This is a genomic window from Curtobacterium subtropicum, from assembly GCF_030362975.1.
Classification (GTDB): domain Bacteria; phylum Actinomycetota; class Actinomycetes; order Actinomycetales; family Microbacteriaceae; genus Curtobacterium; species Curtobacterium subtropicum.
The window spans coordinates 179096-200565 of record NZ_JAUCMM010000004.1; the positions used below are offsets into that span (position 1 = coordinate 179096).

The window sequence follows — 21470 nt, forward strand, 5'->3', positions numbered from 1 at the left end:
GCAGTCCTTCGTTCCTCACGGACCAGCGCTCCGTCGGGTCGGGCGCTGTCGGGTGTCCGGTCGGTCGGGACGACGGTACGAGGGATCGGCGCGGGCGCCGACACCCGAACGGGGGGTCGGGGCGGTTGTGTGCGGGATCACGCAGCGGGGTGCGGCATCGCGTGGGCCGCACGCGGCTCCCCGCACGGGCCGCAGGGCGCGGCCGGGCCGGTACCCGGCCGAGCGCTGCCGGGCGGCACGGAGCGACGGCAGCACCCGACGGACGGGAGGCGCGGCACCGGCCCGCCCCGTGCCTCCCGTCCGCCACGGACGCCCGTTCCTTCCCGAGGGCTCCGCCCGGGCTCGCGCGGCGCCGCTACCGCCCGCGTGCGAGCAGCCAGAGCAGGTACGGCGCCCCCACGACGCCCGTGACCACCCCGACCGGCAGTGCGTTGCCGGGGATCGCGAACTGCGCCACCAGGTCGCTCGCGAGCGTGACGACCGCGCCGACGGCCGCGACCACCCCGAGCGCGACGCGACCGTTGCCGACGAGACGGCGTGCGATCGGGGCGGCCATCAGCGCGACGAAGGCGACCGGCCCGGCGGTCGCCACCGCCCCCGCGGTCAGCCCCACGGCGGTGAGCAGCAGGAGCACCTTCGCCCGGTCGGGCCGGAGGCCCAGGGCGGCCGCGACCTCGTCGCCGAGCGCGAGGACCGTCAGCCGCCGGGACTGCGCGAGCGCGGCGGCCAGGAGCACGACGACGGCGACGGCGAGGATGCCGACGAGCGTCCGGTCGACGGCGTTCAGGCTGCCGGAGAGCCAGAGGAGCGCGGTGCCGGCCTGCTGCACGGTGCCGGCGGTCAGCATCCACCCGGTGGTGCTCAGGCAGATCGCGGCGACCCCGATGCCGACCAGGACGACGCGGTTGCCGTTGATCCCGCGGCGCCACGAGAGCGCCGCGACCACGACGGACACGAGCACGGCTCCGACCACGACGGACCCGAAGAGCGCGCCGCCGCTCGCGCCGAAGAGCACGATCGCGGTCAGGCCCGAGGCGCTCGCGCCCGAGGTGATGCCGATGACGTCCGGGCTCGCGATCGGGTTGCGCACGACGCTCTGCACGATGCCGCCGGCCGCACCGAGCGCGGCCCCGACGAGCAGCGCCCCGGCGACCCGGGGCCCGCGGAGCTGCCCGATCACGAAGTCCGAGACGGTGTCGCCGTGGCCCACCAGTGCACCGGCGACCTGCAGCGGCGAGAGCGGGATCTCCCCCACGCCGAGGCCGACGAGCACGAGGGCGACCAGGAGCACGAGCACCGCGCCGAGGACGACGAGCTCGCGGCGGAGGGCGGTCACGGTCCGGTCACCACCCGCGACCGGACGAGCCAGATGAAGACCGGTGCACCGATGAGGGCGGTGACGATGCCGACCTGCAGCTCCCCCGGGTACGCGACGACACGTCCGATCACGTCGGCGACGAGCAGGAGCGCGGGTGCGACGAGGGCGGACAGGAGGATCGTCCAGCGCTGGTCGGGTCCGCTCAGTCGGCGGACGGCGTGCGGGACGGCGAGGCCGACGAACGCGATCGGTCCGGCGGCGGCCACCGCGGAGCCCGCGAGCAGGACCGTCACGACCCCGCCCACGACGCGGACGAGGACGACCCGCTGGCCGAGCGAGGCCGCCAGCTCGTCCCCGAGGGCGAGGGTGTTCAGGGAGCGGCCGAGTCCGGCGGCCACGACGAGCCCGACGAGCACCGGGACCGCGACGACCCCGGCCGTGCCGAGGTCCTTCCCCGCGAGCGCGCCGACCTGCCAGAAGCGGAGCTGGTCGAGCAGGCTCTGGCTCGACACGAGCACGGCGGTCGTGATCGACGACAGCGCGGCGGCGACCACCGCCCCGGCGAGGGCGAGCCCGACCGGTGACAGGCCGCGGCGGGCGACGGCCGCGATGCCGTAGACGAGCAGCGCCGCGAGTCCGGCGCCGACGAAGGCGAAGGGCAGGTAGGCCGCCGTCCCGCTGATGCCGAACACCGCGATGCCGACGACGACGGCGAGGGCCGCTCCGGCGTTGATGCCGAGGATGCTCGGGTCGGCGAGCGGGTTCCGGGTCACGCCCTGCATGACGGCGCCGGCCACCCCGAGCGCAGCACCGGCGAGCAGGCCGACGATCGTGCGCGGCACCCGGTTGCCGAGGACGATCAGCCCGACGTCGTCGTTCCGGTCGGGGTGCAGGACGACGTCGACCACGGTGCCGAGCGGGATCGGGCGCGAGCCGAAGGCCACGGAGAGCGCGACGGCGACCACGAGCACGGCGACCGCGAGCAGCGCCGCCCCGACGAGACGGGACCGCGAGGCGGGTGCCGGGCGGGGCCGGACGGCGGGGGTGACGGGTGAGGACGCGCGCATGGGAGGTGCGGCAAGCCTAATCCCGCACCTCGTACGGCGGCCCCCGAGGAAGCCCGGAGCAGCCACAGGGTCCGTTCATAGGGTCGTCATGGGTTCGGCTCCTGTACTGGTCTCCGTCGACGCCCGACCGGGTCGTCGAGGAACACACCGCCACCCCCGGGGTGGTCGAGGGACGACCGGAGAGCACCCATGAACGAGAACCCCGCCGACGACCAGCGCGCGACCGACCGCCCCGGCTGGGAGGCCCCGCACGCCGACCGCGACACCCTCCGCCCCGCCTACGCCTTCGACGGCAGCGGCCCGTGGCTGTACGGCACCGACGGCTCGGGGCCCTACGCCTACACGCCCGACGGACGCGGCCCCTACCTGGTCGGCAGCGCAGCCCTCGGCGGCCTCTCCCACCAGGGCGCGACCGCGCACGGCACGACCGCCCACGGCGCGACGAACGCAGCCACCACCGGCGGCTCCACGCCCTGGGGCTGGACCGCGGGCGCGGCGGCGGCGGACCACCCCGGTGCGAAGCGCCCGCGGCGGCTCGGACTCGTCATCGGCTCGGGTGTCGCCGCACTCGCGATCATCGGCGCGGCCGGCGGCACCGCTCTCGGGCTGTCCTCCCACGGCACGACGACCACGTCGAGCCAGTCGCAGGGCACGACGACGCTGCCCGGCGGTGGCTCCGGCACGAGCGGCGGGACCGGCGGCACGAACGGCTTCACCGTCCCCGGGTACGGCAGCGGCTCGGGCCGCGACGGCAGCAGCGGGAGCGGGAGCAGCGGCAGCGGCAGCGGCACGGGGACGCAGACCGCCGCGACCCCGGCGACGACCGCCCAGAAGAAGGGCGTCGTGACGATCGACACCGTGCTGAACTACGACACCTCGTCGCAGGCCGCGGGCACCGGCATGATCCTCACCTCGGACGGCTTCGTCCTGACGAACAACCACGTGGTGCAGGGCGCCACGAGCATCACGGTGACCGACGAGACGACCGGCAAGCAGTACCAGGCCGAGGTCGTCGGCACCGACGCCACGCACGACGTCGCCGTGCTCAAGCTGCAGGACGCCTCCGGCCTGTCCACGGTGGCGCTCGACGACGACGGCGAACCGTCCACCGGTGACGCCGTGACCGACGTCGGCAACGCGGAGGGCACGGGCAACCTCGTCGCCGCCGCGGGCACCGTCACCGCGCTCGACCAGGACATCCAGGTGCAGAGCGAGTCCGGCACCGGCACCGAGTCGCTGCAGGGCCTCATCCAGGTCGCCGCGCAGATCGTGCCGGGCGACTCGGGCGGGCCGGTCCTGGACAGCGAGGGCGAGGTCGTCGGCATGGCGACCGCGGCGTCGTCCGGCTCGGCCGAGGTCACCGGGTACGCCATCCCGATCACGACGGCGAAGGCGATCGCGGACAAGATCCTCGCCGGGGAGTCCTCGGACACCATCACGATCGGCCTGCCGGCGTTCCTCGGGGTCGAGGTGGCCTCGACGGCGACGTCGCAGACCGCTGCGGGGGTCCCGGTCGCCGGGACCGTCGACGGCTCGGGTGCGGCGGCAGCGGGTCTGGTCGCCGGTGACACGATCACGAGCCTCGACGGCACGGCGGTCTCGAGCAACGATGCGCTGACGGCGGCGATCCGCGCGCACGCCGTGGGCGACCGCGTGCAGGTCGGGTACACCGACGCGTCGGGCACGGCGCACACCGTGACGGTGACGCTGACCGCGGGCCCCGCCGCCTGACGGGCAGCAGCAGCAGCAGCAGGCTCAGCCCAGCAACGCCCGCACGAGGGACCGGTAGACGTTGGCCGGGGAGTCGGACCGGAAGGCCGTCTCCCCGGCCTCCGTGCGTCCGACCCGCGCGAACCCGATCCCCTGGGCGTGCACGACGACGACCGGCACCGGCCGCCCCGGCCGACGGATCGACGAGACCGTCCACGGTGCCGCCCAGAAGCGCGCCAGGCGCGGGTCGGCATCGGCGACGGCCGCCGGCAGGTCCGGCGCGGTCGCGGCGGTACCCGTCCTGCGGGACAGCAGGTCCGCGCGGACCGACCCCGTGCGGAACGGGAAGGTCCACGACGGGCGGATGCCGAGCCTCCCGGCCGCGAACGCGACCACGCGCTCGACCGGCAGCCGGGCGACGGTGCCGCCCGTCTCGTCCGTCCCGTCGACGACGGTCTCCGACCAGGCCTGGAGGCGCGTGGTCCGCCCATCGGGCAGCCGCTGTTCCAGGGTGATCGGCGGGGTGTCGTCGGTCCAGGGCGCCAGGAGCTCCTGGGTGGCCTCCGGGAGCGTCCCGAGGCGTCCGACGAGCCCGGTCTGCACGAGTTTGCGACCGGCGGGCGAGCGCAGGAGCATCGGGTCCCAGCGGCGGCCGGCCAGGCTGCGCAGGGTGGTCAGCGCGTCGGGCCCCAGGTGCGTCCCGTCGAGCTGCGGTTCCGGCGCGGCGACCGGCAGTGCCTCGAGCTCGCGCTGCGGTCGGGACGGCACGGGCTCGGTGGCGCGGACGGACTCGAGCACGCTCGACACCAGGTCGTCGGTGGCGAGCATCCGGGTGAGCGGCCGCTCGACGGTGAGGTCGACACGGTGGCGTCCGGTGACGAAGAGCAGGTGCGTGCCGGTGACGTCGCCCTCCTCGTGGGGGCGGACGTACTCGACCAGGCGGGCCGGTGCTCCGGCGGCGGGCCACGGGTCGCAGCCGAGGAGCCGGAGCCCCTCGACGGAGCCGGGCAGGCGTTCGAGCAGGCTGGTGTGCTCCTCGGCGATCGTGCGCTCCGAAGGACGGGAGCGGACGGTCAGCACCACGTCGTCACCGGTCAGCCGGAGGTCGGCCTGCGGGGCGTCCTCGCGGCGCCAGCGGTCGGGACGGCGGAGGGTGAGGCGGGAGGTTCGGTCCTCGGTGCCGAGCGGGACGGGGACGGCCATGCGTCGAGGCTACGTGGCGGCCGCTGCGGGGACGCCGACGGCTCGCCGGTGACCGGCGGCGTCGGCGGTCGGCGTCAGGGCCGGCGAGGTCGGGGCGGGGGTGGCGGGGGCACGGGCTTCGCCGCGACGACGTCGGCGAGCCGGACCTCGCGGGATCCCCGGCGCGTCTCGATCGTCACCGTGTCGGTGGTGCGTGCGGTCAGCGTGCCGAGGGCGTCCTGCGCGCCGTCCCCGTGCCGCGCCCGCACCACGAGCCGGTCGCCGAGCGCCGCGTCGGACAGCACTCCGAGCGCCAGTGCCCGGGCGAGGGCGTCCTGCTGCCGCGGTTCCTGCACGGGTCGAGCGTAGGGCCTGCTCGCAGGACCGGTCCGCCTAGGCTGGGCGGATGGAGAAGGCACGCGTCGACAGCTGGATCTGGGCGGTGCGGATCACGAAGACCCGCTCCGCGGCGACCAGCGCGTGCAAGGCCGGCCACGTTCGGGTGAACGGCGAGCGCGCGAAGCCGGCGCAGCCGATCGCCCCCGGGGACGAGGTCCGGGTCCGCCAGCACGGCTTCGACCGCGTGGTCGTCGTGCGGGGCATCATCCTCAAGCGCACGAGTGCGACCGAGGCCGCGAAGCACTTCGAGGACCGCACCCCGCCGCGGCTCCCCCGCGAGGAGGCCGGTTCCGTCCCGACGCGCGACCGCGGCGCCGGCCGTCCGAGCAAGCGGGAGCGCCGCGACCTCGAGAAGCTCCGCGGCCGCTGACGCCCCGGGTCCTGCGCCTCAGACGAAGCGGACGGTCTGCTGCAGGCGGTCGCGGATCTCGAACACGTCGACGGAGCCCTCCGGCGAGAACACCCCGTTCAGGACCTGCCCGAGGGCGCTCCGCCGGACCACGAGCGCGGTGGGCTTCCGCGCCGGGCCGACGACCTGGACGTCCTCGTCGACGGCGGCGTCCGGCACGACCATCAGTCGCCCGGTGAACTTCACGCGCGTCTGCTTCTGGACGGCCCGGGCGGCGCGGACGAGCTCCTTGACCGGGCGCTCCCCCGGCGCGAGGGTCTCACCGGCGATCTCCCCGTGCTCGATCCGCACGGGTGCTCCCCAGTCGATCGACTCGACGGCCCAGAGTCCGGTCGGGGTGAGGACGGCGTGGTCGAGCTTGCCCTCGGCGCCGGCGTCGAGGTCGTGCCAGACGCTCACACCGATGCCCATCTCCGACACGATCGCGGCCGTCGCCTCCTCGGCCAGTGCCTCGGCGAGCAGGCGCCGGATGTGCCGAGGCGCCGACCGGACGAGCGCGGGGTCGTACGGGTCCTCGATCGGGTCGCCGAGGCCGACCCACTCGCGTTGGGCCTGCAGGAAGACCTCTCGGGAGCGACCGCCCGGGTGGCCGTGCGAGCGCGCACGCGGCCGGGAGTCGCGGCGGGCGGTCGGGGGCGCGAAGCCGCCGCCGTCGTCGTGCGACCAGACGGACGAGCCGGACGGACCGGACGCCGTCCGCGGTGCCGATGCACGCGAGCCTGCGTCGTAGGCTCGCCGGGCGGCCGGGGTCCCGATGCGCTCCCACGCGATCTGCACCTGGCGGAAGCGCCGGGCGTCGCCGCCGAGGTCCGGGTGGGTCTCGCGGGCGGCCCGGCGGTAGGCGCGACGGAGCTCGTCGTCGTCGGCGGTCGCGGGGACGCCGAGGACCTCGTACGGGGTGGCGTCGGCCGGGCTGTCGGTCATGGCCCTGCGACCCTACCCGCTGGAGCATCGGAGTCCGCCGCGTGCGCGCTGGGAGCTGCCGGGAGGCCCGGTGCACGTCCGGCGCGTGCGTCTCGTCGCCGAGACGCCGAGACGCCGGCGTCTGCGCGAGACGCCTCGCGCCGGTCGAGACGCCGCGGGATCCGGCGGCGTCTCGATGACTCGACGGAGTCCTGCGGCGACGCCGGCGTCTCGCGATCAGGCCGTCGGGGCGCCTGGGCGCCGGGGTCAGCCCGCGGTGACCGCCTCGTGGATCGCGTCGGCGTGCGACTCGATCCACGTGACGTCCGCACGGTACAGGTCCGCGTGCCCGTGCTCCAGGTCGCTGAGGAACTTCGGGTTCCCCGCCGCGGCCTCGGTCTCCATGGTCGTGACGAGGGCGACGAGCGACGCCGTCATCGTCTCGACGAGCACCCCGCGGGAACGGTCGTCGAGCCCGTAGGCGCGGCAGAACTCCGCCGCTCGGTCGAGGCGTTCGTCGAGCCCCGGGGCGGTGCTGCCCTCGACCAGTCCGGTGGTGAACGGCGCGAACCGGTAGACGGCGCTCGCCACGTCCCACACGCGCGGTCCGGGGTGCGCGGTGTCGAAGTCGATGAGCCCGACGGCAGCGATGCCGTCGTAGACGCAGTTGTACGGCGCGAAGTCGCCGTGCACGATCGTCTCGACCGGCAGTCGTTCCGCCTGCGACCACACGTCGACGGTCGCGTCGCGCGGGTACGTCGCCGCGACGTCGTGGTACTGGCGGAGCAGCCGCGCGGAGGTGACGAGGGCGGCCTCGCTCGCGATCTCGGTGCTCCACGGGTAGTTCCCCGCCGTGCCGGGCACGAAGCTCACCGTCTCGACCGCCCCACCGACGGCGATCGGTTCGGGGGCCGCGACGAACCCCTGCTCGTGCAGGTGCGCGAGCAGCCGGTGGACCGTCGGCGTCCAGGGCCCCGCAGGGCGGTGGACGCGGTCGTCGGCTCTGGTGACACGCTCCATCGTGACCTCCTGATCGGTACGTCTCCGTTGACGTGAGGGTCAGCGTAGCGACGGCGGCCGGTGGATGTCTCGATCCGGTCACGAACACCGTGTGACGTTCTCGCTGCATTCGGGATGCAAGCTTGCATGCAAGACGTAGGATCGGTGGTCGTGAGTGACACCAGCACGGAGGTACCCGCGGCCGAACGGGCCTACGAGCACGTCAAGCGGGCGATCATCCGCGGCGACCTGCCCGGCGGCACGGCGATCAGCGAGAACGCCTTGTGCCAGGAGATCGGCGTCTCGCGGACACCCGTGCACGAGGCGTTCCTGCGCCTGGCGGCCGAGGAGCTCATCCTGCTCGGGGCCCGCCGGGGCGCCGTCGTGCGCCCGATGTCGCCGAACGAGGCGGCGGACGTGCTCGAGATGCGCGAGGCGATCGAGTCGACGGCCGCGACCCGCGTCGTCACCGACGGCCGCGCGCCGGAACTGGCACCGCGCCTCCGGGCCGAGCTGGCGGAGCAGGAGGCGGCGGTCGCGGACGGCGACGTCGACCGGTTCGTCGAGCGTGACGCGGCGTTCCACGCAGCCGTGATCGCGGCGTCGCGGAACGCGATCGCGGTCCTGTTCGCACGGACGCTCGCCGACCGGCAGCAGCGGCTCCGGCACCAGCTGATGCGGGTCCGGCCGGAGCAGCTGCAGGCGTCGCTCGACGACCACCGCGCACTCGCCGCCGCCCTCGACGACGGCGACGCCGAGCGGTACGCCGCGGTCCTCCGCGCCCACGTCGCCTCGCACCGGGGTGCGCTGTGAGCGGCGCGACCGGGAGCGTCCCGACCACCGGGTCCGTCGCGGCGCCGGCGAGCCGGGTGGCGCCGTGGGCGATGGTCTGGGGTGCGGTCTTCGTGTGCTCGTGGGGCGGCAACCAGTTCTCGCCGCTGCTGCTCATGTACGAGGAGCGGGCGCACTACTCGTCACTGCTCGTCAACGCCTTCCTCGGCGTCTACGTGCTCGGGCTCGCACCCGCGCTGCTCGTCGCCGGGTCGCTCTCCGACCGGCACGGACGGAGACCGCTCATGCTCGTCGGCATCGGCGCCGCGGTCGTCGGCAGCGGACTCCTGGCACTCGGGCCGCTCGGGCCGGGGTTCCTGGCGGCCGGAAGACTGTTCTCCGGGGTGACCGTCGGCATCGCGATGGCGGTCGGGAACAGCTGGGTGAAGGAGCTCTCGCAGGGCCGGTACGACCCGACGGCCGACGCCGGCTCGGGTGCACGGCGGGCATCGCTGGCGTTCACGCTGGGGTCCGGGATCGGCGCGCTCGTCGCCGGCGGGATCGCGCAGTGGGGTCCCGTGCCCGAGGTCCTGCCGTTCCTCGTGCACGTCTGCGTCGCGGCGCCGTTCGCCCTCGTGGTGTGGCGGGCACCGGAGACCGCGGTGGACGGCGGTCTGGCCGGGCCGTGGTGGCGGCAGCTCGCGATCCCGAGCGCCGGGCACCGCCGGTTCACGCGCGTCGTCGTCGTCGCCGCGCCGTGGATCTTCGGGTCGGCCGCGATCGGCTACGGGTACCTGCCGACCCGGCTGGCCGGTGCGACCGGCGCGTGGGGGCTCGTGTTCGCCACGGCCGCGACCGTCGTGGCGCTCGGGGTGTCGAGCGCCGTGCAGCCGTTCGCGAAGCGGGTGCACTCGGTGTCCTCGGCGCGCGGGCTCGTGACCGCGGTGGCGGTGGTGACCGTCGGGATCGGGATCGTGCTCGTGGCGATCGAGCTGCAGTCGGTGTGGGTCGGGCTCGCCGCGAACGTGGTGATCGGTGTCGGGATGGGGACCGCGCTGGTGTCCTCGTTGCTCGAGGTGCAGCGCATCGCCGGGTCGCGGGACCTGGCCGGGCTGACGGGGGCGTTCTACGCGGTGGCGTACAGCGGGTTCCTCGCGCCGGCGGTCATCGCGGCGGTCGTGGGCGGCGCCGGGGTGCCGGTGTCGGTGGTCCTGGCCGTCGTGGTCGGGCTCGGCGTGGCGTCGTGGGTGGCGCTGCTGGTGTCGTCGAAGCGGTACGTGCCCGAGGCCTGACGCAGCGGCTCGCCCGACACCGGGGCGTCAGTGCTCGCAGTGGCGGCAGCGGCACGCCCGACCCGGGGCGCGCCGGTGGTCCCGGGGTCGGGCTACTGCTCGCGGAACCAGCCCGGGCCGCGCACCTCGGCCCCCAGGGCCTCGACGCGGGTCCGGAGCTCGCGGTCCGCCGTGACGACGACGACCGGTGCGTGGCCGTCGTCGAGCGCCGAGCGGACGGCGTCGACGATCGCGTCGTCGCCGGAGCCCTCGGCCCGGACGACCCCGACCGAGGCGCTGTCGGCCGCAGACCCGGACCCTGCCCCGCCCCCGGCCGTCGCCGTGGCCGCGCCGCGCGCCTCGCCCTCGAGCACCACCGTCCACCGAGGCCACCACCGCGCGAACGGCAGTCCGAGCTCCCGCGCGTCCAGCCCCCGTGCGGCGAGCGCCGCCACCGACGACAGCAGTCGCTCCGCCGCACCCGCGCGGTCCCGCCACCAGCCGTCCGGCACGCTGCCGACCACGTTCGCCGCGTCGACCACCACGTGCGGGACGGTCTCGATCGCGGCTCGGAGCGCCGGCCACGAGGCTCCGAAGCCCGGGTGCAGCGGCAGCGCGTCGACCTCGGCGACCGGGACCCACGACAGAGCGAGGCTCTCGCGGTCGGCGATCACCGGCTCGAACGGGTCCCGGGCCCGGCCGACGACGGTCGTGTAGGTCCAGAACCCGAGGTCGAGCACGGCGACGTGCCGGAGGTCGATGCCGTCCTCGGGCACCCCCGCTTCCTCGGCCGACTCGCGGAGCGCCGCGGTGACGGCGTCCTCGTCCTGGTGCCGCGCGCCGCCGGGGATGCCCCACGTCCCGCCGTGGTGGCTCCACTCCACGCGGTGCTGCAGGAGCACGCGTCCGGCGCCGTCGTCGACGAGCAGGCCGGCCGCGCCGAAGCGTCCCCAGGCCTTCGTGCCGTCCGGCCCGACGGCCCACGCGTCGCCGGGGTCTCGGGGTCCGGGCGGCGGTCCGGGAGGGGTCACGTCAGGCACCCGTCAACACTGGCACACCGCACCCCCGGTGTGCCCGGAGGACGTCGTCGGACGTCGTGTACGGTGTCGTCCGAGACACGGGGTGCCGCACCGAGCGGCTGAGATCACACCCGTCGAACCTGCTCGAGCTCGTACTCGCGAAGGGATCGTCCATGCACACCGCTGCGCCCGTACCCGGATCCGCCGGCACCCCGTCCCCGGACTGGGCTGCCCGCACCGCCACGCTGCTGGAGGAGGTGCGCGCCCGCAGCCCCCTGGTGCAGTGCATCACGAACACGGTGGTGCAGAACGTGACGGCGAACGTCCTGCTCGCCCTCGGCGCCTCCGCCGCGATGGTCGACGTCACGAGCGAGGCCGGCCCGTTCGCCCGGGTGGCCGACGCCCTGCTCGTCAACACCGGCACACCGCACCCCGAGCCGCGCGCGGCGTCGGTCGAGGCGGCCAGCGCGGCGGTCGACGCCGGCACCCCGTGGGTCCTGGACCCCGTCGCCGTGGGCTCGCTGCCGGTCCGCACGGCACTCGCCCACGAGCTGCTCGCGCTCCGCCCGTCCGTGCTGCGCGGCAACGCCTCGGAGGTCCTCGCCCTGCTCGGCGCCGCCGACGGCGGCCGCGGGGTCGACAGCACCGCCCGGACGGACGAGGCACGGGAGGCCGCGCTCCGGGCGTCGGACGGGAGGCTCGTGGGCGCCGTGGCCGTGTCCGGTCCCGTCGACCTGCTGGTCGCGCCGGGCACGGGCGTGGTGCGGGTCGCGAACGGGACGCCGCTGCTGACGCGCATCACCGGGGGCGGTTGCGCGCTCGGCGCCGTGGTCGCCGCCTTCGCCGCGGTGGTCCCGGAGGACCCCGGCGCGGCAGCCGTCGCCGGGACCGTCGTGCACACGGTCGCGGCCGAGCTGGCCGCGCGGGACGCCGGCGGGCCCGGCACGTTCCAGCCGCTGTTCCTCGACCGGTTGGCCGCGCTGACCCCCGAGGACGTCCTCCGGGTGGCACGCGTCACGACGGACCCTGTGCCGCCGGGCGCGGGGTCCGAGCCGTCGAGCACGGGGTCCGAGCCACCGAGCACGGCACGTCCTGCGGCGCCCGCGGCGGTCCGACGGTGAGCGCCCCGGCGGACCTCGGCGTCTACCTGGTCACCGACCCGGTGCTCGTCGACCGGCACGGCAGGGGCGTGCTCGGCGTCGTCCGAGCCGCCGTCGAGGCCGGTGTGCGGCTCGTGCAGGTGCGCGACAAGCAGGCGCCGGTCCGCGACCTCCTCGCCCTGACCGCCGCGGTGGCCGACGCCGTCGGGGACCGCGCGACCGTCGTGGTGGACGACCGGACCGACGTCGCGCTCGCCGCCCGACGTGCCGGACACCGGGTCGCGGGCGTCCACCTCGGCCAGTCGGACCTGCCGGTCGCCGCCGCCCGGGCGCTCCTCGGGCCGGACGCCCACGTGGGGCTCACCGCGAACACCCCGGAGCACCTCGCCGCCCTCGCGGAGCTGCCCAGCGGCACGGTGGACCTGCTCGGGGTCGGTGTCGTCCACCCCACCGCGACGAAACCGGACCACCCGCCGGCGCTCGGCACCGACGGTGTCGCCCGGATCGCGCGCGCCGCTCGACCGCTCGGTGTCCCCTGCGTCGCGATCGGCGGGGTCACCCTCGACGACGTCGCACCGCTGCGGGCGGCCGGTGCCGCGGGCGTCGCCGTGGTGTCCGGGATCTGCGCTGCCTCCGACCCGCACGCGGCGGCAGCGGCGTACGTCCGGGCGTGGAGCGGGGCATGACCGCCCCCGGCGCCGGCACCGTCACCGCGAGCGGCACCGGCTCCGGCTCAGGAGCGACCGTGCTCACGGGGCCGAGCACGGGGGCCGGACCGGGCGGGCTGCTCGTCCCACGGGTCCTCAGCATCGCGGGCACCGACCCGACCGGCGGCGCGGGGCTGCAGGCGGACCTCAAGGCGATCACGGCACACGACGGCTACGGCATGGGCGTCGTCACGGCCCTCGTCGCGCAGAACACCCACGGCGTCCGGTCGGTGCACGTGCCCGACGTCGGGTTCCTCCGGGAGCAGCTCGACGCCGTGTCGGACGACGTGGTGGTCGACGCGGTCAAGGTCGGGATGCTCGGCACCGTCGAGGTCGTCCGCACCGTCACCGACTGGCTCCGCGAGCACCGCCCGCCCGTGGTCGTCGTCGACCCGGTGATGGTCGCGACGAGCGGCGACCGGCTCCTCGACCCGCAGGCCGCCGCCGCGGTGGGCGACCTGCTCGCCCTCGCCGACCTGGTGACCCCGAACCGCGCGGAGCTGACCGACCTCGTCGCGCTCGCCGGGGGCACCGCCGCCACACCCCTGGAGGCCGCGCGCCTGGTCGCCCGCCGCTGGGACGTCCTGGTGCTCGCGAAGGGCGGTCACGACACCGGCCCGACCTCCGACGACGTGCTCGTCCGCCCGGACGGCTCCGCCCGGACCTTCCGGGGGCCGCGTGTCGCCACGACCAGCACGCACGGCACGGGGTGCGCGCTGTCGAGCGCGATCGCGACGCTGACGGCACGGGACGGCGACTGGGAGCTCGCGGTCGGCGAGGCGAAGTCCTGGCTCACCGACGCGCTCCGGGGTGCCGACGCCCTGCACGTCGGGACGGGCAACGGCCCGGTCGACCACGGCGCCCGCACCCGTGCCGCCCTGCCCGCGGTGACCTGGACGGACCGGTGGTGGACGGACGTCGCGGAGACCCTCGACGCGACGCTCTCGTGCGCCTTCCTGGAGGGCCTCGCCGACGGCACGCTCGACCCGGACGTGTTCGCCGGGTACCTCGCGCAGGACGTCCACTACCTGCGGGCCTACGAGCAGCACCTCCGGCTCCTGGCGACGGCCGCGGACGGCGACGCCGCGGCGGGTTGGGCCGCAGCCGCACAGGGCTGCGCGGACGAGGCACGCGACCTGCACCACCGCCGTCTGGCCGGCACCCACGCCGCCGACCCGGTCCACCCGACCTGCGCGGGGTACCTCGCCCACCTGCAGGACGCGGCCGACAGCGGGTCGCTCGGGGTGCTCGCCGCCGCCGTGCTGCCGTGCTTCCGGGTCTACGCCTGGGTCGGGACGCAGCTCGGGCACGCCCCGGAGGGACACCCCTTCGCGGACTGGCTCGGTGCGTACGGGGACCCGACATTCGCGGCGGCGAGCGCCGCGGCGACCGCACGGGTCGAGGCACTCGCCGCGGCTGCGGACCCGGCGGAGCGGGGGCGGATGGCGCGGGCGCACCGGCGGTCCACCGAGTGGGAGCTCGCGTTCTTCCGGATGCCCACGGAGCCGCTCGGCTGGCGCGGCTGACCGGACCACGGCGGTAGCACCCGCCGCGGGACGGACAGGAGGCACGGGGCGGACACCAGCCGCGCCTCCCGTCCGGTGGGTCCGCGCGGTCCGTGCCCGCCGTCCCGACCGCTGCGTCGCGTCAGCGGGCTGCCGGGGGCAGGCGGACCGTCTCGACCGTCAGTGCGCGCTCGTCCACCGTGCCCCGCATCCAGGTGAAGTCGGGCTGTCGACGGCGGTCCGTCGGCGACCCGGGGTTGAGCAGGCGCATGCCCGACGGCGCGACCGAGTCCCACGGGATGTGGGAGTGCCCGAACACGAGCACGTCGGTGTCCGGGTACGCGGCGTCGGCCCGACGCTCGCGGCCCGTCGCGGCCCCGGTCTCGTGCACCAGGGCGAACCGCAGGTCCTCGACGGTGAACCGCGCGACGAGCGGCAGCCGGTCGTCGAACTCGGGCCCGTCGTTGTTGCCGCGGACGCCCTCGGATCGGCGGGACCGTCCCTGCACGGCGTCGAGGGTCGCGAGGTCGACCCAGTCCCCCGCGTGCACGACCAGGTCCGCGGCGTCGATGTCCGCCCAGAGCGCGGCGGGCAGGTCCTTCGCGCGCTTCGGCAGGTGGGTGTCCGAGAGCAGGACGAACGAGGTGGTCACGAGGCGGTGAGACCGTCGCGCCCGGGGTCGCCGCCGCCGTCACCGGTGTCAGCGCCGGCGCCCTCGCTGCCGTCGGTCGCGCGCGCGGGCATCGGCAGACCGGCCTCGTCGGCGGCGCCGAGCCGTTCGAGCAGGCCGGCGAGGAGCGCGACGTCGTCGTCGGACCAGTCGGCGAGCCGCTCCTCGAGCGCGTCGCGGTGCAGGCGCACCGAGCGCTCGAGCGCAGCACGGCCGGCGTCGGTCGCCTCGAGCGGCTTCGCGTTGCCGGAGCCGCCGTCGGTGGTGCGGACGAGCCCCGCGGCGAGCAGGCCGGAGAGCTGTCGCGAGATCGTCGACCGGTTCAGCCGCAGGTAGCGGGCGATGTCGATCGCCATGCAGCCGGGGTGCTGCACGACGAAGTCGACGAGGGACTGGTCGACGACGCTGAGCACCAGGTCGTCGCCGCGCGCCCGGATGCTCGCACGTCGGGTGATCCGGGAGAGCTCGGTGTAGGCGCGGCCGATGTCCGTGTTGCGGACGTCGTCGGTCGTGCGGCCGCCGCGGACGTCTGCACTCGGGCTGCTCATCGGGTCCTCCAGCCTGTGACCGGGTGCGCCGGTCGCCCGGCACTGGTGGGTCCCGCCACCCTACCGGCGGACACCCCGGCTCCTCGTCACCCGCCGGCCGCTGCGGCCCGCAGCGCCGGGATGTCGAGCTTCACCATGTCCTGCATCGCGCGGAACACCCGGGCGTTGGCCTCGGGGTCGCCGCTGCCGGTCATCAGGTCCCCCATCATCGACGGCGTGACCTGCCAGGTCAGCCCCCAGCGGTCGTGCAGCCACCCGCACGCGAGCGGCCGGCCGCCGTCGGCGAGGAGCGCGTCCCAGACCCGGTCGAGCTCCTCCTGGGTGTCGACGTCGACCTGGAAGGACACGGCGTCGGTGTGCGGGTGCCCCGGTCCGCCGTTCATCGCCCGGTACGGCTGCCCGAGCAGGGTGAACTCGACGACGAGGGCGGTGCCGTCCGGGGTGCGCGCGACGCTGTCGACCCGGCTGTCCGGGAAGAGCGACGCGTAGTACGAGGCCGCCTGCTCGGCCTGGTCGTCGAACCAGAGGAACGGGGTGATTCTCGGCACGGTGTCTCCGGGTGCTCGGGTCCGGCGGCGATGCTGCGACCGGACCGGGTGGTTCGTCAGTCCGCGGCGCCGCGGCTGAGCAGGTCGGCCTTCTCCGGGTGCTCGTCGAACCACTTGCCGACGAACCAGCACATCGGCACGATGCGCTTCGTGGTCCTGGCCTCGACGTCGCCGACGGCGTGCGCGACGAGCTCCGCCGCGTAGCCGTGCCCGCGGTGCGACGGGACCGTGAAGGTGTGCGGGAACGACACGGCGTCGTCCCCGGCCCGGTAGTCGAGGACGCTCACGAGCTCGCCGTCGACGTACATCGCGTAGCGGTCGCGGTCGGCTTCGTCGCGGAACTCGTGGGCCATGGCGCCATCATGCACCCGACGGACAGCGGCCGCACGGAGGTCCGCACCGGCCGGGACGCACCGAGCACCGCGGCACGCGCTCGGGTGGGAATGCTCCGTGCCGGGCCGCGCTCGGGTGGGAATGCTCCGTACCGGGCCGCGTTGCACGACCGCATGACAACGATCGGCATCATCGGAGCAGGCAACATCGGTTCTCAGCTCGCGCGCCTCGCCGTGCAGCACGGTCACGAGGTCGTGATCGCCAACTCGCGCGGCCCCGAGACCCTCCAGGACCTCGTCTCGGAGCTCGGCGAGCACGCCCGTGCGGCCACCCGCGACGAGGCGGCGGCAGCGGGCGACATCGTCGTCGTGACCACCCCGCTCGCGGCGATCGAGACGATCCCGGTCGAGCCCCTGGTGGGCAAGGTCGTCATCGACACGAACAACTACTACCCGCAACGGGACGGCCACATCGCGTCCCTCGACGACGAGACCACCACCACCGCGGAGCTCCTGCAGGACCACCTGCGCGGCGCCCGGGTGGTCAAGGCGTTCAACCACATCGCCGCCGCGGCACTCACCGACGAGGCCACCCCCGCCGGCACCCCGGACCGCCGCGCGCTGGTGGTCGCGGGTGACGACGCCGAGGCCAAGCGGGTCGTGTCCGAGCTCATCGACCAGTTCGGGTTCGACGTCGTCGACGCCGGTCCGCTGGCCGAGGGCTGGCGGATCCAGCGGGACACCCCCGGGTACGTCACGCGGTTCACGGCCGACGAGCTCCGCACGAAGCTCGCCGAGGCGAAGCGCTACCGCGACATGTAGTCACCCCTCCCGCAACACGCCACGGAGGCGGTTCCCCGCAGCGCTGCAGCCCTGCGCGGAGCGGCCTCCGTGGCGTTCTGCGGGGGGCGTCCTGCAGCGGCGTCCTGCGGGAAGTGGACCGTGCGACCCCGGAACTGGGGCTGCTCTCCGATCCATGCACGTGGATAGAAATGACGATGGATCAGAAGAGCGAGGGAGCACGAGTGGCGTCGCACCGCATGCCGGACCGAGACCGGCCGCGTCGAGCGGTCCCTGCGTGGGTCGTCGCACCCCCGGAGGACACCGTGACCGGCCGGGAGGCACCACGCACCCCCGCCGCGAACCCTCGCGTCGTCGACACGGGTGCGTCGGTCCCCGCGGTCACCCCCGGCCCGCACGGCACCGCCGTCGCCGGGTCGCCCACCGCGACCGCGCTCGGAGCTGCCACGGGCGCTGGAGCAGCCGCCGCGGGCTCGGTGCCGTCGTCGGGCTCGGTGGCGTCGTCGGGCTCGGTGTCGTCGTCGAGCTCGGCATCGTCGTCGGGCTCGGCCGGTCCGCTGCCCGTCGGCGAGGTCGTCGTCCCGGACTACCCACCGCAGGAACACCTGCTCCCACCCGCTCCCACCTCGCCCGCCGTGCAGGTGCCGCCGTTCGACACCGCCCCACTGCCGGTGTCGCCCGTCGACGCCGCTGAGGCGAACGGTCCCCTCACGCCGCCCGTCGACCCGACCCACAGCACCCACGCGCCGGCGCCGGTGCAGCCCCCCGCGCCGGCCGCGCCGGCCGCGCCGGCGGTCGGACAGCCCCGCTTCTCGGTGCCCGGCCTCGAGCACGTCCTGGTCGAGGGCACGGAACCCGAGCCCTCCGGTCCGATCGGGTACCGGACGCCGGCGCGCTTCGCCCGACAGCAGGCACCGCGACCGGTCGTCGTCGCGCCCGCGCCGAACGACTTCGACGCCGTGATCGCCGCACCCGCAACGGCATCGGCGTCGGCGTCGGCCCCGACGCCGTCGGTCTTCCCCGGCACGCTCGCCGCCGCTGCCCGAGCCGTCACCGGCGCACCGGGCCCGTCGGCTGCGCCGGTCGTCCCCGCCGAGCCGAGCGCGGCCGGCGCTCCGGCGCGGCGCCGGGGGTCTGGAACGCGCGGACGAGACCCGCGGTCGGAGTCGGCCACGCAGCAGCCCGGTGTCGACGCCGAGGTGGGCGCGGTCGACGGGGGTGAGCGGGGCCTCCAGCCCGGACGCGGAACCGCCCGTGACCGGAGCCGCACGGCGATCGGTGTGACGCCGGCGGCCGTGCTCGGGGCCGTGACCGGTGTCGCCGCGATCGCTCTCGCCGCCTGGTGGTTCACGGCGCCGGCGACGGTGCACGCGACGGGACTGGTGCTCGGGGTGCTCGCCCTCGCGCTGTCGGGGACGGCGTTGCGGAGTCCCGCGGCGACGTGGCAGCGGCCGGTGGGGCTCCTCGGCGCGGTGCTCGGCGGGGTCGGGACGCTCGTGCTGCTCTGGGCGGTCGCCGCGGCGCTGCTGGCGCCGGGGGGCGTGGCGCTGCCCGACCTGACCGGCACGGGAGTCACGCCGACCGTCGCGCCGTAGCGGCCCCCTGCCGGTCAGGCGCGGCGCGGCGCGGTTCCGGCCAGGCCCCGACCCGGTTCCGGCCTGGTTCCGGCCTGGTTCCGGTCAGTTCCGCGAAGGCGACAGTGCGGCGCGGAACATCGGCGGCAGCCTGTCGCTCTCGGGGAAGTGTCCGGCGGCAGGAGTGTCCGCGGCGGGAGTCCCCGGCAGCGGGAGTCCCCGGCGGCAGGAGTGCCCGGCGGCAGGGCGGCCGGAGCGCTCAGACGGCGCGGACGACCCCGCGGGACAGGATCGCGCTCGTCAGGGCGTCGATCGGCTCGCGCTGCACCGTCGGGTTCGCGATGAGGACGTAGTCGACCGCCGGGAGGTCCGGCAGCGAGAGCCGCTGCGACACCTTCACGAGGTCCGCCGGGATGAGCGAGTGCGGGAACACCGCGACCCCGATCCCTGCGCGCACCGCGGCGAGCACCCCGTTCACGTCGCGGGTGTTGCAGGTGATCCGCCAGGTGCGGCCGGCGGCCTCGAGCGCGTCGATCGCCATCTGCCGGCTGATGCTCGGCGCCTGGTAGGCGATCAGCGGGACGGGTTCGTCGGCCTCGAGCGCGATGCCGTCCTGCGCCATCCACACCATCTGGTCGGTCGCGACGCGGGTGCCCTCGGCGGACTCCCCCGCGGTCTGCTTGATGAAGACGAGGTCGAGCTGCCCGGCGTGCACCCGACGGAGCAGCGGCGCCGACTGGTTCACCGTCAGCTCGAGGTTCACCTGTGGGTGCAGCCGGCGGAAGTCCCGCAGGATCCGGGGCAGCTGCGTGATCGCGAGGTCGTCGGCGGCGCCGAACCGGAGCCGCCCGCGCGTCGCCGCGCCGGAGAAGTAGGCGTCGGCGGTCGCGTGCGCCGCGAGGATCGAGCGGGCGAACCCGGCCATCGCGTCCCCGTTGTCGGTGAGCGCGACCCCGCGGGTGTCCCGGGCGACGAGGGTCCGGGACACGGCTGTCTCGAGCCGCCGCACGTGCTGCGAGACGGTCGGCTGACTGATGCCGAGCCGCTGCCCGGCGAGCGTGAAGCTGCCGGTCTCGGCGACGGCGAGGAACGTGCGGAGCAGCACCGGGTCGAGCACGTGACCTCCTCCGGCGGACGGACCGCCGCCATTCGACATCGCAATGGAGTGATAGCCACCATAGGGGTGTCGAATGGGTCGCTGCCACGTAGTTTCGAACGGGTACCGAATCCACCCCCGACGATCCGGAGCCCCTCGACCGTGAGTGCGTCATCGACGACCCTCCCTCCGCCCACCGAACCCCTGCCGATCCAGGCCGAGCGCCCGCCGTGGCGACACACGCTCATCGCCCTGTCGGTGCCGAACTTCCGGCTCTTCACCGCGACGAACCTGGTCGCGATGACCGCCGGGTGGATGCAGCGGATCGCGCAGGACTGGCTCGTGCTGCAGCTCACCGGCTCCGTGGCGCAGGTCGGCATCACCGTGGCGTGCCAGTTCGCGCCGATGCTGCTGTTCGGACTCTGGGGTGGGGTGCTCGTCGACCGGTTCTCGAAGCGCGCGCTGATGATGCTCACCCAGGGCGCCTTCGCGGTGCTCTCCGCCCTGCTCGCCGTCCTCACGCTCACCGGCGTGGTCGAGGCGTGGCACATCTGGGTGATCGCGTTCCTGGTCGGGATGGTCACCGTCATCGACAACCCGGCGCGCCAGGTGTTCGTCACCGAGATCGTCGGCCACCAACACCTGCGGAACGCGATCAGCGTCAACTCGAGCGTGTTCCAGCTCGGCGGGATGATCGGTCCCGCGCTGTCCGGAGCGCTGCTCGTGGCCGTCGGGGCAGGGTGGTCGTTCGGCGTGAACGCCGTCGCCTGCGTCGCCGTGGTCGTGACGCTCGGGTTCCTCCGGACCTCGGAGCTCCACCGGACGCCGCCGATGCCCCGTGCGAAGGGGCAGCTCGTCGAGGGCCTCCGCTACGCCGTCCGGAAGCCGACCATCCTCGTGCCGGTGGTGCTCATGGCGTTCTTCTCGGTGTTCGCCCTGACGATGCCGGTGCTGCTCTCGGCCTTCGCGTCCGAGGTCTACGACGTCGGCGCCGGCGGCTACGGCGTGTTCAACTCCGCCGTCGCGGTCGGGGCCCTGACCGGGGCACTGCTGTCGACGCGGCGGGCGACGGTGCGGCTCCGGACGATCGTCGGCGGGGTGTTCTGGACGGGCGTGCTGCTCGTCGTGAGCGGCTCGATCCCGGTGATCGCACCGTTCACGGTGGCACTCGTCGCGGTCGGGATGTCGCAGCTGCTGTTCATGACGGCATCGAACTCGCTCGTGCAGCTGTCGTCGAACGTCGCGATCCGCGGGCGCGTCATGTCGCTGTACGTGCTCGTGCTGCTCGGCGGACAGGCGGTCGGCGGGCCGGTCATGGGGCAGGTCGTCGACCACTTCGGTGCCCACGTCGGCATGGTCGTCGCCGGGGGCGTCCCCGCGCTGGCCGCGGTCGTCGCCGGGGTCGTGCTCGCGCGGCGCGGTGGGCTGCACCTGGCGGTGCGGATGCGCCACCACGTGCCGCTGCCGGCGATCGAGGCACGGTAGCGCCGCGCTCGGCGGGGGCGAACGGCGGACGACGTCGGCGGCGGCGTCCCCGGAAC

The 21470-nt window shown here is 75.3% G+C and carries 22 protein-coding genes and 1 riboswitch; of the genes, 10 read left to right on the forward strand and 12 right to left on the reverse strand.

Annotated features, from left to right (window positions below):
- Positions 1-355 precede the first annotated feature (355 nt).
- On the reverse strand, positions 356-1336 hold the full coding sequence (locus QUG98_RS08260) for a FecCD family ABC transporter permease (protein ID WP_289470068.1): 981 nt from the start codon (positions 1334-1336) through the stop codon (positions 356-358).
- Entirely contained in the window at positions 1333-2385 is a 1053-nt protein-coding gene (locus tag QUG98_RS08265) for a FecCD family ABC transporter permease (protein WP_289470069.1), read from the reverse strand. Before QUG98_RS08265 ends, QUG98_RS08260 begins: the two co-directional genes overlap by 4 nt.
- Positions 2386-2574: 189 nt before the next feature.
- On the opposite strand from QUG98_RS08265, the gene QUG98_RS08270 reads away from it, so the two are divergent.
- Positions 2575-4116 (forward strand): S1C family serine protease, encoded by a 1542-nt coding sequence (locus QUG98_RS08270; protein WP_289470070.1) that lies wholly within the window; start codon positions 2575-2577, stop codon positions 4114-4116.
- A 24-nt stretch (positions 4117-4140) separates the two neighbouring features.
- On the opposite strand, the gene QUG98_RS08275 is transcribed toward QUG98_RS08270, so the two are convergent.
- Both QUG98_RS08275 and QUG98_RS08280 read right to left on the reverse strand, forming a co-directional pair.
- Positions 4141-5298, reverse strand: coding sequence for a hypothetical protein (locus QUG98_RS08275; RefSeq protein WP_289470071.1), 1158 nt, complete (start codon positions 5296-5298; stop codon positions 4141-4143).
- A gap of 74 nt (positions 5299-5372) precedes the next feature.
- Entirely contained in the window at positions 5373-5633 is a 261-nt protein-coding gene (locus QUG98_RS08280; protein WP_289470072.1) for a hypothetical protein, read from the reverse strand.
- A 50-nt stretch (positions 5634-5683) separates the two neighbouring features.
- Here QUG98_RS08280 and QUG98_RS08285 point away from each other — a divergent pair, with 50 nt between their 5' ends.
- Positions 5684-6046, forward strand: coding sequence for an RNA-binding S4 domain-containing protein (locus QUG98_RS08285; RefSeq protein WP_289470073.1), 363 nt, complete (start codon positions 5684-5686; stop codon positions 6044-6046).
- A gap of 18 nt (positions 6047-6064) precedes the next feature.
- On the opposite strand, the gene QUG98_RS08290 is transcribed toward QUG98_RS08285, so the two are convergent.
- Positions 6065-7009: a J domain-containing protein gene (locus tag QUG98_RS08290; protein WP_289470074.1), complete on the reverse strand. Its 945-nt coding sequence runs from the start codon at positions 7007-7009 to the stop codon at positions 6065-6067.
- 246 nt (positions 7010-7255) lie between these two features.
- Positions 7256-8008: a phosphotransferase gene (locus QUG98_RS08295; RefSeq protein WP_058729203.1), complete on the reverse strand. Its 753-nt coding sequence runs from the start codon at positions 8006-8008 to the stop codon at positions 7256-7258.
- A gap of 150 nt (positions 8009-8158) precedes the next feature.
- Here QUG98_RS08295 and QUG98_RS08300 point away from each other — a divergent pair, with 150 nt between their 5' ends.
- Both QUG98_RS08300 and QUG98_RS08305 read left to right on the forward strand, forming a co-directional pair.
- On the forward strand, positions 8159-8800 hold the full coding sequence (locus tag QUG98_RS08300) for a GntR family transcriptional regulator (RefSeq protein WP_289470075.1): 642 nt from the start codon (positions 8159-8161) through the stop codon (positions 8798-8800).
- Positions 8797-10050, forward strand: a complete 1254-nt coding sequence (locus QUG98_RS08305) for an MFS transporter (protein ID WP_289470076.1) — start codon at positions 8797-8799, stop codon at positions 10048-10050. The genes QUG98_RS08300 and QUG98_RS08305 overlap by 4 nt, the downstream gene beginning before the upstream one ends.
- A 92-nt stretch (positions 10051-10142) precedes the next feature.
- Here QUG98_RS08305 and QUG98_RS08310 read toward each other — a convergent pair whose 3' ends face one another.
- Positions 10143-11069 carry an NUDIX domain-containing protein gene (locus QUG98_RS08310; protein ID WP_289470078.1) on the reverse strand — a complete coding sequence of 309 codons (927 nt, stop codon included), beginning with the start codon at positions 11067-11069 and terminating at the stop codon, positions 10143-10145.
- A 68-nt stretch (positions 11070-11137) separates the two neighbouring features.
- A riboswitch (TPP riboswitch) is annotated at positions 11138-11233 on the forward strand.
- Between QUG98_RS08310 and thiM the strand changes: the two genes are divergently transcribed.
- The 3 genes from thiM to thiD all read left to right on the forward strand — a co-directional run bounded on the left by thiM (position 11222) and on the right by thiD (position 14381).
- Complete coding sequence (gene thiM / locus QUG98_RS08315) at positions 11222-12169, forward strand: hydroxyethylthiazole kinase (protein ID WP_289470079.1); 948 nt, start codon at positions 11222-11224, stop codon at positions 12167-12169. It overlaps the preceding riboswitch by 12 nt.
- Entirely contained in the window at positions 12166-12834 is a 669-nt protein-coding gene (gene thiE, locus QUG98_RS08320; RefSeq protein ID WP_289470080.1) for a thiamine phosphate synthase, read from the forward strand. Before thiM ends, thiE begins: the two co-directional genes overlap by 4 nt.
- A complete protein-coding gene (thiD, locus tag QUG98_RS08325; protein WP_289470081.1) occupies positions 12831-14381 on the forward strand; it encodes a bifunctional hydroxymethylpyrimidine kinase/phosphomethylpyrimidine kinase in 1551 nt (516 codons plus the stop codon). Before thiE ends, thiD begins: the two co-directional genes overlap by 4 nt.
- A 121-nt stretch (positions 14382-14502) precedes the next feature.
- On the opposite strand, the gene QUG98_RS08330 is transcribed toward thiD, so the two are convergent.
- The 4 genes from QUG98_RS08330 to QUG98_RS08345 all read right to left on the reverse strand — a co-directional run bounded on the left by QUG98_RS08330 (position 14503) and on the right by QUG98_RS08345 (position 16479).
- The gene (locus QUG98_RS08330) at positions 14503-15012 is read right to left on the reverse strand and encodes a metallophosphoesterase family protein (RefSeq protein WP_289470082.1); all 510 of its coding nucleotides are present in this window, start codon (positions 15010-15012) and stop codon (positions 14503-14505) included.
- Positions 15009-15578, reverse strand: a complete 570-nt coding sequence (locus QUG98_RS08335; RefSeq protein WP_289470083.1) for a MarR family winged helix-turn-helix transcriptional regulator — start codon at positions 15576-15578, stop codon at positions 15009-15011. The genes QUG98_RS08330 and QUG98_RS08335 overlap by 4 nt, the downstream gene beginning before the upstream one ends.
- Before the next feature lie 86 nt (positions 15579-15664).
- Positions 15665-16126: a VOC family protein gene (locus QUG98_RS08340; RefSeq protein WP_289470085.1), complete on the reverse strand. Its 462-nt coding sequence runs from the start codon at positions 16124-16126 to the stop codon at positions 15665-15667.
- 56 nt (positions 16127-16182) lie between these two features.
- Positions 16183-16479, reverse strand: a complete 297-nt coding sequence (locus tag QUG98_RS08345; RefSeq protein WP_289470086.1) for a GNAT family N-acetyltransferase — start codon at positions 16477-16479, stop codon at positions 16183-16185.
- 153 nt (positions 16480-16632) lie between these two features.
- On the opposite strand from QUG98_RS08345, the gene QUG98_RS08350 reads away from it, so the two are divergent.
- Together QUG98_RS08350 and QUG98_RS08355 are read left to right on the forward strand one after the other, a co-directional pair.
- Positions 16633-17280, forward strand: a complete 648-nt coding sequence (locus QUG98_RS08350; RefSeq protein WP_289470087.1) for an NADPH-dependent F420 reductase — start codon at positions 16633-16635, stop codon at positions 17278-17280.
- A 176-nt stretch (positions 17281-17456) separates the two neighbouring features.
- Positions 17457-18854: a hypothetical protein gene (locus tag QUG98_RS08355; RefSeq protein ID WP_289470088.1), complete on the forward strand. Its 1398-nt coding sequence runs from the start codon at positions 17457-17459 to the stop codon at positions 18852-18854.
- A 238-nt stretch (positions 18855-19092) separates the two neighbouring features.
- Here the strand turns inward: QUG98_RS08355 and QUG98_RS08360 are convergent, their stop codons facing one another.
- On the reverse strand, positions 19093-19950 hold the full coding sequence (locus QUG98_RS08360) for a LysR substrate-binding domain-containing protein (protein WP_137767017.1): 858 nt from the start codon (positions 19948-19950) through the stop codon (positions 19093-19095).
- 141 nt (positions 19951-20091) lie between these two features.
- On the opposite strand from QUG98_RS08360, the gene QUG98_RS08365 reads away from it, so the two are divergent.
- The gene (locus tag QUG98_RS08365; protein WP_289470089.1) at positions 20092-21414 is read left to right on the forward strand and encodes an MFS transporter; all 1323 of its coding nucleotides are present in this window, start codon (positions 20092-20094) and stop codon (positions 21412-21414) included.
- Positions 21415-21470: the final 56 nt, after the last annotated feature.